11 protein-coding genes are annotated in these 12,088 nt (G+C 67.6%); 5 read left to right on the top strand and 6 right to left on the bottom strand.

The annotated features are described in order from the left end of the window. The first annotated feature begins 127 nt into the window (after positions 1-127). The 5 genes from F5544_RS19075 (at position 128) to F5544_RS19055 (ending at position 6,451) form a co-directional block, all read left to right on the top strand. On the top strand, positions 128-1,333 hold the full coding sequence (locus F5544_RS19075; protein ID WP_167474432.1) for a PucR family transcriptional regulator: 1,206 nt from the start codon (positions 128-130) through the stop codon (positions 1,331-1,333). Positions 1,334-1,494: 161 nt separating this feature from the next. After that, positions 1,495-2,961 (top strand): dihydrolipoyl dehydrogenase, encoded by a 1,467-nt coding sequence (lpdA, locus tag F5544_RS19070; protein ID WP_238847329.1) that lies wholly within the window; start codon positions 1,495-1,497, stop codon positions 2,959-2,961. Positions 2,962-2,973: 12 nt separating this feature from the next. Continuing rightward, positions 2,974-4,056, top strand: coding sequence for a pyruvate dehydrogenase (acetyl-transferring) E1 component subunit alpha (gene pdhA, locus F5544_RS19065; protein ID WP_167474431.1), 1,083 nt, complete (start codon positions 2,974-2,976; stop codon positions 4,054-4,056). Between the two features lie 36 nt (positions 4,057-4,092). Further along, the gene (locus F5544_RS19060; RefSeq protein WP_203217603.1) at positions 4,093-5,076 is read left to right on the top strand and encodes an alpha-ketoacid dehydrogenase subunit beta; all 984 of its coding nucleotides are present in this window, start codon (positions 4,093-4,095) and stop codon (positions 5,074-5,076) included. A 16-nt stretch (positions 5,077-5,092) separates the two neighbouring features. Continuing rightward, the gene (locus F5544_RS19055) at positions 5,093-6,451 is read left to right on the top strand and encodes a dihydrolipoamide acetyltransferase family protein (protein ID WP_174867363.1); all 1,359 of its coding nucleotides are present in this window, start codon (positions 5,093-5,095) and stop codon (positions 6,449-6,451) included. Positions 6,452-6,501: 50 nt separating this feature from the next. Here the strand turns inward: F5544_RS19055 and F5544_RS19050 are convergent, their stop codons facing one another. Genes F5544_RS19050 through F5544_RS19025 form a run of 6 tightly spaced genes read right to left on the bottom strand, consistent with a single transcriptional unit; the run spans position 6,502 to position 11,771 of the window. Further along, positions 6,502-7,716 carry a cytochrome P450 family protein gene (locus tag F5544_RS19050; RefSeq protein WP_167474429.1) on the bottom strand — a complete coding sequence of 405 codons (1,215 nt, stop codon included), beginning with the start codon at positions 7,714-7,716 and terminating at the stop codon, positions 6,502-6,504. Between the two features lie 10 nt (positions 7,717-7,726). After that, positions 7,727-8,998 (bottom strand): cytochrome P450, encoded by a 1,272-nt coding sequence (locus F5544_RS19045; RefSeq protein ID WP_238847328.1) that lies wholly within the window; start codon positions 8,996-8,998, stop codon positions 7,727-7,729. Beyond that, positions 8,995-9,627 (bottom strand): GTP-binding protein, encoded by a 633-nt coding sequence (locus F5544_RS19040; protein WP_167474428.1) that lies wholly within the window; start codon positions 9,625-9,627, stop codon positions 8,995-8,997. Before F5544_RS19040 ends, F5544_RS19045 begins: the two co-directional genes overlap by 4 nt. Next, positions 9,602-9,949, bottom strand: a complete 348-nt coding sequence (locus F5544_RS19035; protein WP_167474427.1) for a DUF742 domain-containing protein — start codon at positions 9,947-9,949, stop codon at positions 9,602-9,604. The genes F5544_RS19040 and F5544_RS19035 overlap by 26 nt, the downstream gene beginning before the upstream one ends. After that, a complete protein-coding gene (locus F5544_RS19030; protein ID WP_167474426.1) occupies positions 9,946-10,362 on the bottom strand; it encodes a roadblock/LC7 domain-containing protein in 417 nt (138 codons plus the stop codon). Before F5544_RS19030 ends, F5544_RS19035 begins: the two co-directional genes overlap by 4 nt. Continuing rightward, complete coding sequence (locus F5544_RS19025; RefSeq protein ID WP_167474425.1) at positions 10,362-11,771, bottom strand: sensor histidine kinase; 1,410 nt, start codon at positions 11,769-11,771, stop codon at positions 10,362-10,364. Before F5544_RS19025 ends, F5544_RS19030 begins: the two co-directional genes overlap by 1 nt. Positions 11,772-12,088 lie beyond the last annotated feature (317 nt).

The following is a 12,088-nucleotide window of genomic DNA, read 5'->3' as shown; positions in this document are numbered from 1 at the left end:
TTTTGGCGGCCACCTGGTTCGCCTCATCGAACAGACCGTCTGCTGAATGTTTACCCACTGTTCGGATTTCAAACGTGGCCGAGCGCCGCGGCCGTAGCCGCGGCGGTGACCCGGTAGCGTCGAACGAATGGCGACGCCACGATCAGCACCACCGACCCCGGGCATCCAGCGGCTCGCCGAACGCTGCCGCGCCGAGACTCCGGTGCTGACCAGGCGGCTGATGGCGGCCGTATTCACCGACAACCCGGAATGGAACGACTACACCTCGGTACCGCGCGCGGATCTGCGCGACGGCTGCCGCCGGTACCTCACCCGCATCCTCGACCTGCTGACCGGCACCGCCGCCGACCCGGATCACGACGATGTTGCCGCGGCCATCGGGCGACGGCGCGCCGAGCAGGGGGTGCCGCTGGAGGCGATGCTGCGCACCTTCCGGCTCGGCGGCCGGATCATCTGGGAGGCGCTGCTGGACAATGCGGAGCACACCGGGACGCGACCGCAGGAGATCAGGGATGTCGGCACCGCCATGTGGACGGTGATCGATGGGCTGTCGTCGGCACTGTCCACCTCCTACCGCAATACCCAGCTCGAACAGGTGCGCCGGGACGAGCGGCGCAGACATGCGCTCATCGAGGATCTGCTCGCGGGCCGCGCACACGACGCCACCTTCGCCGCACAGGCGGCGCGCGAACTGGACCTACCCGCGCACGGCGCCTACCTGGTGGTGGCGGCCGAGCCGAGGACCGACGGCGCACCGGTGCTGCCCGGTGCGGAAACGGTGTTGGCGGCCTTGGGAATTCGTTCGGTCTGGCACAGCAGGGTGGACACCGCCATCGGCATCGTCGCGCTGGAACACCGGGACGCCGGCGCGGTGCTGCACCGGCTGCGCCCGCTCAACCGCGGCCGCACCGGCTGCTCGCCCGCGGTCGCCCAACTGGCACAACTGGATTCGGCGCACGAGTTGGCACTCATCGCCCTGGAGACGTTGCCGCACAACGCGATCGAGCTGATCTCGCTCGACGAGCGCTATCCGGAAGCGCTGCTGGTGCGCTCCCCCGATCTGACCCGGCTGCTCACCGCGCATCTGCTCGGCCCGGTGCTCGAATTGCCCGCGAAAGAACGCGACGTACTACTGGACACCCTCGCCGCGTGGCTGGCCGAGAACTGTTCGGCCGCGCACGCGGCCGCGCGGCTGCACTGCCACCGCAACACGGTGCTGAACCGGCTACAGCGGATCACCCATCTGCTCGGCAGGCCGCTCGACGGACAGCGCGCCTACCTCGAGCTCACCCTCGCCCTGACGGCGCTGCGCTTGCCCGAAACCACTGCTTGAGACCGGTACCGTCGGTCCTACCGCCGGGTACAAATTGTGCATAGCGCCCATTTTCGGTCACACAAACCTGGGCTTTCGGGCATTGTGTGTGCAATTCTGGCGCGAAAGACTTTTCCGGCATGGTCCGTGCCACAACCTCGGCGCGGATGAATCATTCGAGATTGAGGAGCACCACGAGTGCCGGAATTCGATCTGCTGGTGGTCGGGGTGGGCCGGGCGGATATGTGGCGGCCATCCGCGCCGCGCAGCGTGGTCTGTCGGTGGGCCTGGTGGAGAAGGAGCGCCCCGGCGGGGTGTGCCTTAATTGGGGATGCATCCCGACCAAGGCGATGCTGCGTTCCGCCGAGGTCTTCCAAACCGTAAGGGATGCCGCCGAATTCGGCGTGCTCGCGGACAATGTGCGCTTCGACTACGGCGCGGTGCGGCGGCGCAAGGACGGTATCGTCACCGAACTCACCGACGGGGTCGCGGGACTGCTTGCGGCCAACGGTGTTTCGGTGCTGGCGGGCCACGCCCGATTCACCGGCCCGACCACCGTCGACCTGTACGAGACGGGTCCGTCGCCGATCGCGCCCGACGGTCCGCGTTACGCCGCCGCGCCGGGGAAGTTCATCCGCAGTGTCTCCGCGCGTGACGTGATCATCGCGACCGGTTCGGTACCCGCGCGCCTGCCCATCCCCGGCGCCGACCTGCCCGGCGTGATCACCTCCGACGGCGCCTTCGGCCTCACCGAGGTCCCGGACCGGATCGTCATCGTCGGCGGCAGCGCGGTGGGCGCCGAATGGGCAAGTCTCTTCGCCACTTTCGGCAGCCGGGTGACCGTCGTCGAAATGCAGGACCGGTTGGTGCCCGCCGAGGACAAGGACATCTCCGCGGCGCTCGGCCGCTCGTTCAGCAAGCGTGGCATCACCGTGCTCACCGGGCATACGGTCGCCGCGATCGCGCAGACCGACGCGCTGCGGGTGACCGTCGAGGGCCCGAAGGGGCAGGAGATCGACGCCGACGTGGCGCTGGTCGGGGTCGGCCGCAAACCCAATACCGCCGAACTGGATCTGGAGAAGACCGGAATCGTCACCGACGCACGGGGTTTCATTCCGGTGGACGACCAGTTACGCACCGGCGTGGAGCATGTGCACGCGATCGGCGATGTGACCGGCCGCGCGCTGCTCGCGCACGTCGCATCGCATCAGGGCCTCACCGCGGCGGATGTCATTGCCGGACATGATGTCCGGATCGACTATGCCGCGATCCCGGCGGCCACCTTCACCCATCCGGAGATCGCGAGCGTCGGGCTCACCGAGGCCGCGGCGAAGGCGGCGGGCCACGAGGTGATCACCGCGCGGTTCCCGTTCGCGGCGCTCGGCCGCTCGAAGACCTTCGGCGATACCGAGGGGTTCCTGAAAATCGTTGCCGGAAAACAACATCAGGAGGTCCTGGGCGTCCACATCATCGGCCCGTCGGCCAGTGATCTGATCACCGAGGGCGCGCTGGCCATCACGCTGGAGGCCACCCTCGACGAACTGGCCGACACCATCCACGCCCACCCGACCCTCGGCGAGATCGGCATGGAGGCCGCGCTCAGCGCGCTGGGCCTGCCCGTGCACGTCGCGCCGCGCAAGAAGCGTTGAGGAGCACCGATCGTGACAACTTCGACCGCACCGCGCAAGACCACCCGTAAGTCCGGCAAACCCGCCGCCGCCGAAAACCAGCTCACCGCAACGGATCCGGAAACCCTGGTGCGCCTGTACCGGGACATGCTGTTCGTGCGCCGCTTCGAGGAGCGCACCGCGCAGGCCTACCAGCAGGCCAAGATCGGCGGCTACTGCCACCTCAATCTGGGCGAGGAGGCCACCGTCGTCGGGCTCGGCGCGGCCATGCGCCCCACCGACTATCTGTTCACCAACTACCGCGAACACGGCTACGCCCTCGCCAAGGGCATCGAACCCGGCCGGGTGATGGCCGAGCTCTACGGCCGCGCCACCGGCACCTCCAAGGGCTGGGGCGGGTCGATGCACATGTACGACACCGCGACCCGACTGCTCGGCGGCTATGCCATTGTCGGCGGCCAGGTTCCGCTCGCCATCGGCGCGGCGCTCGCCGTCGACTATCGCGGCGGCGACGATGTGGTGGTGTGCCAGATGGGCGAGGGCACGACGAATATCGGCGCCTTCCACGAATCGCTGAATATCGCGGCGCTGTGGCGGCTTCCGATCGTATTCCTGGTGATCAACAACCAGACCGGCATGGGCACCACCGTCGAACGCTCCTCGGCCGAACCGGATCTGTGGAAGCGCGCCGCCGCGTACCGCATGCGCGGTGAACGCGTCGACGGCACCGATGTGCTCGCCGTGCGCGATATGGCGAGCGAGCTCATCGAAACCGCCCGCCGCGAAGGCAAACCGGCGCTGCTGGAGGCGGTGAGCTACCGGCTGAAGGGACATTCCGTCGTCGATCCGGCGAAATACCGCAGCAGCGATATGGTTTCGACGGCCCGCTCGCACGATCCGATCGAGATCTGGCACGCCAAATTGCTCGACGCCGGCGTGCTCACCGCGGAATCCGCAGCCGACATCGAGCGTGAGGTGGCCGAAAGCGTCGCCGCCGCGGTCGAATTCGCCGATTCCAGCCCGCATCCCGAGCCGTCGAGTCTGTTCGACTACAACTACGCGACCCCGGTGCCCGGCGATTCCCACCGCCTGCCCGCCGACCCACTCTTCGCCTAGCTTTCGCCTGAAAAGGATTACATCACCGTGGCTGTCATGACCTATCGGGAAGCGCTGCGCGAAACCCTCCGTGAGGAGATGCGGCGCGACGACGATATCTTCCTCATCGGCGAGGAGATCGGCGTTTTCGAGGGCTCTTACAAGATCACCGCGGGCCTGCTCGCCGAATTCGGCGAAAAGCGGGTGCGCGACACACCGATCGCCGAGGAGGGTTTCGTCGGCGCCGCGATCGGCGCGGCCATGCTCGGCCTGCGCCCGGTCGTGGAAATCATGACGATCAACTTCTCGCTGCTCGCGCTGGACCAGATCGTCAACCACGCCGCCAAGATCTACGGCATGTTCGGCGGACAGACCAGCGTGCCCATGGTCATCCGCACCCCGGGTGGCGGCGGACAGCAGCTGGGTGCGACGCATTCGCAGAACATCGAGCTCTACTACGCGTTCGTCCCCGGGCTGAAAGTGGTCGCGCCGAGCACCCCGGCCGATGCCAGGGCCCTGCTCAAGGCCGCCATCGACGACGACGATCCGGTGCTGTTCCTGGAGAACCTTTCGCTCTACAACACCAAAGGCGAAGTGCCCGAAGATCTTCCGGCCGCCCAGATCGGCAAGGCCGCGGTGACCCGCACCGGGACCGACATCACCCTCATCGGCTACTCGCGCATGGCGACGGTCTGCACCCAGGTCGCCGAAAGGCTCGCCGCGGAAGGTATTTCGGCGGAGGTCGTCGACCTGCGCAGCCTGCGCCCGCTGGACCGCGACACCATCGTCGCCTCGGTGCGCAAAACCGGCTGCGCCGTGATCGGCGAGGACGACTGGCTCACCTACGGCATCGGCGCGGAGGTGGCCGCCTCCATCTCCGACGGCGCCTTCGACTACCTCGACGCGCCGGTGCGGCGGGTCGCGATGGCCGAGGTGCCGCTCCCCTACGCGAAACCACTCGAGCGCCTCGCGCTGCCGTCGGCCGACTCGCTGTACACCGCCGCCGTGGAAACCCTTGCCGCCGTCGGCAAACGACGCTGAGATCCGGAGGACACCCATGCCCGAAATCACCATGCCCCGGCTCTCCGACACCATGGAGGACGGCGTCGTTTCCGCCTGGCTCAAACAGGTCGGCGACCGGGTCGCGCGCGGTGACGTGCTGGCCGAAATCGAAACCGACAAGGCCCTCATGGAATTGGAGGCCTACGACGACGGGGTGCTGGAACAGATCCTGGTCGAACCCGGAACCCGGGTGGCGATCGGCGCGCCGATCGCATTGGTCGGCGATGGTAGCGGGGCCGCGAAATCCGCTGCGCCGGTTGCCGGTTCGGCGAGCGCGGGATCGCTCAGCGCGGATGACGTCGCCGGTAACACATCCGTTGCCGATGTGCCCGGAGCTGCGGCATCGACCGGTGACGCAACGTCAAGCGCTGGCGCGCAGAGCGTTTCGCCCGGCAACGGCGCGCGACCGAAGTCGTCCCCGCTTGCGCGCAAGATCGCGGGCGAGCTCGGAATCGATATCGCCACCGTGCGGGGCACCGGCCCAGGCGGCCGTATCACCCGCCAAGATGTCGAGGCGGCGCACCGGGCCACACCCGCATCGATACCGAGCAGCCCGATCACGCGCCAGGATACCGACGCCGGACAGCCGACCGCCGCTACCCCACCGGGAACGTCGCTTAACGGAACAGCCGCTGCCGCAACGGTATCCGCCGCACCGGCGGGCGATTACACCGAGGAACCGCTGAGCAATATCCAGCGGGTCGCCGCGAAGCGCCTCACCGAGAGCAAACAGCAGGCCCCGCACTTCTATCTGACCAGCGCCATCGATGTGACCGATCTGCTGGCCTTCCGGGCCGAGGTCAACGCCACGCTGGAGAGCGCGGGCAAGCGCAAGGTCAGCGTCAACGACCTCATCGTCAAGGCGGTGGCCGCGACGCTGCGCACCGACCCGGCCGTCAACGTCTCCTTCGCCGGAGATAAACTGTTGCGGCACAACGGTATTCACCTGGGTGTCGCGGTGGCGATCCCCACCGGCCTCGTCGTGCCGGTGATCCGGGATGCCGACCGGAAGGGCGTATCCGAAATCGCCGCGGAGACAGTGGAAAAGGCCGAACGCGCCCGCGCGGGCCGACTGCGTGCCGACGAAATGTCCGGCGGCACCTTCACCATCTCGAACCTGGGCATGTTCGGTATCGAACAGTTCGCCGCGGTCATCAACCCGCCCGAGGCGGCCATCCTCGCGGTCGGGGCGGCCACCGACGAATTGCGGCTCGCCGACGGTGAAATCGTGGTGCGGAAGATCCTGCGGGTGACGCTGTCCGCCGATCACCGCGCGATCGACGGCGCGACCGGCGCCCGGTTCCTGCAGCAGCTGAAGTCGATCATCGAACAACCACTGCGTATCGTCACTTAGTTCCGACTAGAGGGGTGCCGCCGCAGATCGGCACCCCTCGAAGGAAATCCCTACAGGGTCACCGGCAACTGGTGGTGCCCGTTGGAGATGAAGCTCGCCACCGTGCCGAGCTCCGAAATATCCGCCGCCAGCCGCATATTCGGGAAGCGCTGGAAGATGGCGGGCAGCGCCACCTCGGCCTCCAGGCGGGCGAGTGGCGCACCCAGGCAGTGATGGGCGCCGTAGCCGAAGGCCAAGTGCTCCTTGGTCGCTCGGGTCACGTCGAATTCGTCGGCGGTCGCGCCGTGTACCTTCGGATCGCGGTTCGCCGCCGCATAGGACGCCAGGATCGGTTCGCCCTTGGCGATGTTTATGCCGCCGTCCAGCTCGATATCGTCGGCGGCGTAGCGCAGCGGCAGATGCGCCACCGGCGCCTCGAAACGCAGCGATTCCTCCACCAGATCGGACCAACCCACTTGGCCCGCAAGCAGACTCGCCCGCTGCTCGGGCCGGGTGAGCAGCGCGAAGATAGCCTGATCGAGCAGGTTGACCGTGGTCTCGTGCCCGGCGCTGATGACGAGCAATAGTGTGTCGATCAGTTCCTGCTCGGTGAGCTGTGAGCCGTCGTCCTCGTCGCGGTGCGAGATCAGCAGGCTGGTCATATCGTCGCCGGGATGTTCGCGGCGGAATGCGACCAGTTCGGCCAGAATCCGGTACATCTCCATGTAATTGGCCTGCGACTCCTCCGGGGTGAGGGTGGTGTCGAAGATGCCGTCGACGCATGTGCGCAGCCCCGGATTCAGCGCCTCCGGCACGCCCATCAGCTCGCTGATCACCCGGATCGGCAGCGGATACGCGAAACCCTCACGCAGATCGACGATTCCGTCCTGTGTGGCCAGCTCGTCGAGGAGTTCTTCGGTGATCGCGACGATCCGCGGCCGCAGCGCCTCGGTGCGGCGCGCGGTGAACGCCGGGGCGACCAGTTTGCGCAGCCGCCGGTGGTCGGCGCCGTACGCGGTGAACATGTTGTTCACCGCCACCCACAGGAAAAGCGGCCAGTCGGGCGGGATTTCACCGTTGATGAAGGCAGGCCAGTGCTGTTTGGCGTCCTTGGACACCCGCGGATCCACCAGCAGCTGCTTCAACAGCACCTGATCGGTGACCGACCAAGCCTGTACGCCGCCGGGCAATTCCACCTTTGTCACGGGGCCGCGCTCGCGAATCCGCGCGGATTCGCCCTGGATATCGGTTCCGGTGGGATCGAGGACTAGGGGCTGTTGATCCATCGGAATCTCCTTAATACACGTTGAGCGGAGGGGATTTCGGGAAGGTGACCGGTAGGGACACCAGAGCGCGATGGAAGGGCCCTGGCCGCCAGGTGAGGTGCTCGGGCCGTACGGACAGACGCATTTCGGGTAGTGCGTCGAGCAATTGGTCGATGGCGTCCTGCACCACCAGATAGGCCACCGAGCGGGCCGGGCAGGCGTGCGGGCCGACGCTCCACGCGAGATGGGAGCGGTTGTCGGTGTAGCCGCCCGCGTCGATCGCCGGATCGTTGTTGCAGCCGGTCATGCTGATCACCACCGGCTGATGCGCGGGCAGCCACACCTCGTCGATGAGGATCGGCTGCTTCGGATACGAGACGCAGTAGTTGGCCATCGGCGGGTCGTTGAACAGCACCTCGTCCAGCGCGTCGCGGGTGGACAGGCTGCCGCCCAACACATTTCCGGCGAACCGATCGTCGGTGAGCATCAGCAGCAGGGTGTTCACGATCAGGTTCTGCTGCGGTTCGATACCCGCGCCGTAGAGCGTCACCAGCTGATGGATCATCTCCTCGTCGCCGAGCCCGGCGTGGTGGGCGATCAACCGCGAGGTGACGTCGTCACCCGGTTCCCGCCGCTTCAGCATCACCAGCTCGTACAGCGCGTCGGTGAGCATCTGGTTGCCCTTGTCGGCGTTGACGCCCTCGAACATCGCGGCCATGCCGGTGGCCACCTGCTGACCGATATCGGCCGGGCAGCCGAGCATTTCGTTCAACGCGGCGAAGGTGAGCGGGAAGGCGTACTGGCTGATCAGATCGGCGACGCCGTCGCCGCAGAAACTGTTGATCAGCGGGATCGCGATCCGTTCCACGGTGGAATGCAGCGCGTGCAAATCGATTTCGCCGATGGCCGTGATATTGGCCTGCCGGTAGCGCGCATGTTCGAGGCCCGCGCTGCGCAATGCGTTCGGGCGCCACTCCAGCATCGGCAGAATCGGGCACTCACCCGGTATCTCGCGCTGCCAGATGCGCGGGTCGGCCGGAAAGTGGTCCGGATCGTTGAGGATGCGCACCGCGGTGTGGTAGCCGATCACCAGGGTCGCCGGTACGCCGGGTGAGAGATCCACCGGCACCAATGAGCCGAATTTCCGGCGCATTTCGCGGTAGGCGCGGTGCGGATCGGCGGCGAACTCCTCGGAATACAGTGCGACCCTTGGTCCGTCGGTGTCCACCGGCGACCCGTGCGCGACCGGGCAGCGGGCTTGTTCGGTGGACCCGGCGGTGGATAGTCGCTGCGACGGGGTCAAAGACGTCCTTCCATTCTACGGAACAGGAATTCGACGAGCGTGATCAGCGAGCGCAGACAGGTGCCGCGGTCGCGGGCGTCCAGCATGGTCAGCGGGGTGTCGGGGGTGAGATCGAGCGCATCGCGCACCTCGTCGAGCGGAAACTGTTTGGCGCCCTCGAATTGGTTCACCGCCACCGAATACGGCACGCCGCGCTCCTCCAGCACCGAGAGCACCTCGTCGGCCTTCTCGATGCGGCGGGTGTCGACCAGCACCAGCGCGCCGAGCGCGCCGCGGGCCAGTTCCTCCCACAGCGGCACGAACCGCTGCTGCCCCGGCGTGCCGAAAAGATACAGCGCCAGTTCGGGATTCAGCGTGATGCGACCGAAATCCATTGCGACCGTCGTGGTCGACTTGCCGGGCAGACCCGCCATATCGTCGACGCCGACGCTGGCCTCGGTGATGGTCTCCTCGGTGCGCAGCGGCTTGATCTCCGAAACGCTGCCGACGAAGGTGGTCTTGCCGACACCGAAATTGCCCGCCACCAACAACTTCACCGACCGGGTCACCGTCTCGGCGACGTAGTTCACCCGCTCCGCCGACCGCCACCCACCCGGATCGACATCAGACGGCGAGAGCACGGAGCCCATTCAGTACCTCCTCCAAGAGGGCCAGATCCGGCAGCGCATCGGCCGGTGCCGGTGAGTTCAAATGTCCGCTGTCCAGCAGATCCGACGCGACGATCTTTACCACCGAGGGCGGCAGATCGAGGTACGCGGCGATTTCCGCGATGGACAGCGAGCCGCGGCGGACCACGTCCATGACCCGGCGCGCGTCGGGCCTCGCCCCCGGCGCGGGATCCTTGGCGGCGACCACCAGCGTGACCAGGTCGAGGTCACGGGTGGCCCGAGAGCGTCCCCCGGTGCGCACATAGGCGCGCACCAGGTCAGGGTCGCGACGTGGCCGGCTCATCGCAGGTCGACTCGCCTGCGCGGTTCGGCGCCGAGCTCCCGGCCCACGCGCCCGGCCAGTTCGTTCATCCGGTGCGCGATGAGGCCCACGTCGATATCGGTGGTGGTGGAGACGCCGAGCAGCGCGCCCTCACCGGCCGCGGTGATCAGGATCATGCCCTCGTCGTATTCGGTCATGTTCTGCCGCACGGAATTTCCGCTGCCGCCACAGAATTCGCCGAGCGCCTTACCGAGCGAACGCAGCCCCGACGCGGCGGCCGCGAACCGTTCCGCGTCGTCCTTGGCGACGCCGGCCGAATGCGCGATCCGCAGGCCGTCCTCGGAGAGCAGGACCGCGAAGCGGACCCCGGGAATTTCGAGATCCTCTAGTAGCCAGGCCAGTTTGTTGCCGCTGTCGGTTGCCGGTGTGCCCATCAAGAATCCATCCCTTCGCTGTGATCGGAAGCGGCGGCGCGGCCGCTCTTGGATCCGGTCTGCCAGGCGGCGGCGATATCCGGTCGCGCCAGCGCCGGTTCGGTGCGTGGACCGTCAACCCGCAAGGCAGGCGCGACATCTCGGCGCCTGCGCTTCGGTAGTCCGCCGTTGGTGATCTCGTGCAGCGCGAATTGTGGCTCCTCCATTGGCTGTTCGCTCACGGTCACCGAAGCGGGCTCCGGTGCGATCTCGTCGGCGGGGACGGGTGCGGGCTGATGCTGCGGTTCGCTCTGCTGCTGCGGCACGGCCGGCGCCGGTGCCACCTGCGGCGTGACAAGTAGTGCCTCCGGGATGTAGACCATGGCGCGCATACCGCCGTAGGCGTTGGGGCCGTCGATGTAGACGGTGAAGCCGTAGCGGCGGGCCAGCGCGGCGATGCCGGGGAAGCCGACCTTCGGGGACGGCCCGAGCTGGTGGATGTCGACCGGGCGCTCGTTGGCGAGCACCTGCCTGGCCTCCTCCATCTGCTCGGCGTTCATCCTGACGCCGGCGTCGTCGATGATGACGGTGACGCCGTGATGCCCCTCCTGGAAGCTCACATCGACGAAAGACGTTGGCGGGGAATAGCGCAGCGCGTTGTCGAGCAGCGTGGCCAGGGTGTGCACCAGCGGTTCGACGGCGCGGCTGATGACCATCCGGTCGAGTTGGTTCGGCCGCACCCGCAGATAGTCGCGGACGCGGCCGACGGCGCCGCCGACCACATCGGTCAGCGACTGAACCGGCCAGCGGCGGCCGGGCAGGCCGCCGGAGACGATCACATAGGACTGGGCCTGGCGGATCATCTGCTGAACGGTGTGGTCGATGCGGGTCAGCGTGCCGTACACCTCGTCGTCGCGGTGTTCGCGCAGCGCCTGGCTCACCACCTGGCCGACGTCGGCGCCGAGGCTCACCACCGAGGTGCCGAAGGAGCGCACCGCGGCGGCGGTGGCCTCGCGGGCGCTCGCGGTCACCTTGGCGCGGGTCGCCTCCTCCGCGGCGTGGATCGCCTGCTGCGCGCGCTCGTCGGCCTCACGGTTGGTGCGCTCCCTGGTTTCGGCCTGAATCGCGCGCAGGTCCTCGGCGCCGCGCTCGGCGATCCAGCGCAGGTATTGGGCGAACCGCGAATCCTCCAGTCCGGCGGGAAGTTCCACCCGCGGCGCCGGTTCGAAGCGGCGCACCGCCTCGGTCACGGCGGGTAGCGTGCTGACGGCGAAATGTTCCAGTGCGTCCTCGCGGGCCCGCTGTTCCCGTGTCAGCGCGGTGATCTGCTCCTGCTTCGCGTGCCCGGTTCGTACCGCGTACCCCGCCGCGGCGAGTACCAGGACGGCGGCGATGATCCACGGAAGTACCACGGCGATATCCAAATTCATCAGTTCTCTCGTCGTCGACCAGCTCGGGGATCGTCCGGAAAACCTGACCACGCCACAACCGGTGTCGGCCCGCTCCGGCGCTGTGGACAGCCAGCTGCCACAGAGTTTCGTCCCACCTTCCTCGCCACACCGACCGCGGCCGACCAGGCCGGATACGGTCCGCGTCGAATGCCGAGCACCTGGCGGGTGACCGGCGGCGGACCGCACAGTACCTGCGGGACAGGCGATTCCAGCACCGCCCACCACCCACAGCGGAGTCCCGCCAGCAACCCGGAACCCGACGATTCGATCACCCTAGCAGGGTTGTCGATCGCGCT

Origin of the sequence: Nocardia arthritidis, from assembly GCF_011801145.1 — a bacterium.
GTDB classification, from domain to species: domain Bacteria; phylum Actinomycetota; class Actinomycetes; order Mycobacteriales; family Mycobacteriaceae; genus Nocardia; species Nocardia arthritidis_A.
Note: the sequence above shows the minus strand (reverse complement) of the source record. Positions and strands in the feature narration are given on the sequence as shown.

What these genes read in the sequence shown, in the direction of transcription:
- F5544_RS19075 (WP_167474432.1), top strand. Translation starts at nt 128, where the DNA reads ATGGCGACGCCACGATCAGCACCACCGACCCCGGGCATCCAGCGGCTC.
- F5544_RS19060 (WP_203217603.1), top strand. Translation starts at nt 4,093, where the DNA reads ATGACCTATCGGGAAGCGCTGCGCGAAACCCTCCGTGAGGAGATGCGG.
- F5544_RS19055 (WP_174867363.1), top strand. Translation starts at nt 5,093, where the DNA reads ATGCCCGAAATCACCATGCCCCGGCTCTCCGACACCATGGAGGACGGC.
- F5544_RS19040 (WP_167474428.1), bottom strand. Translation starts at nt 9,627, where the DNA reads ATGGGCTCCGTGCTCTCGCCGTCTGATGTCGATCCGGGTGGGTGGCGG.
- F5544_RS19050 (WP_167474429.1), bottom strand. Translation starts at nt 7,716, where the DNA reads ATGGATCAACAGCCCCTAGTCCTCGATCCCACCGGAACCGATATCCAG.
- F5544_RS19030 (WP_167474426.1), bottom strand. Translation starts at nt 10,362, where the DNA reads ATGGGCACACCGGCAACCGACAGCGGCAACAAACTGGCCTGGCTACTA.
- F5544_RS19025 (WP_167474425.1), bottom strand. Translation starts at nt 11,771, where the DNA reads ATGAATTTGGATATCGCCGTGGTACTTCCGTGGATCATCGCCGCCGTC.
- F5544_RS19035 (WP_167474427.1), bottom strand. Translation starts at nt 9,949, where the DNA reads ATGAGCCGGCCACGTCGCGACCCTGACCTGGTGCGCGCCTATGTGCGC.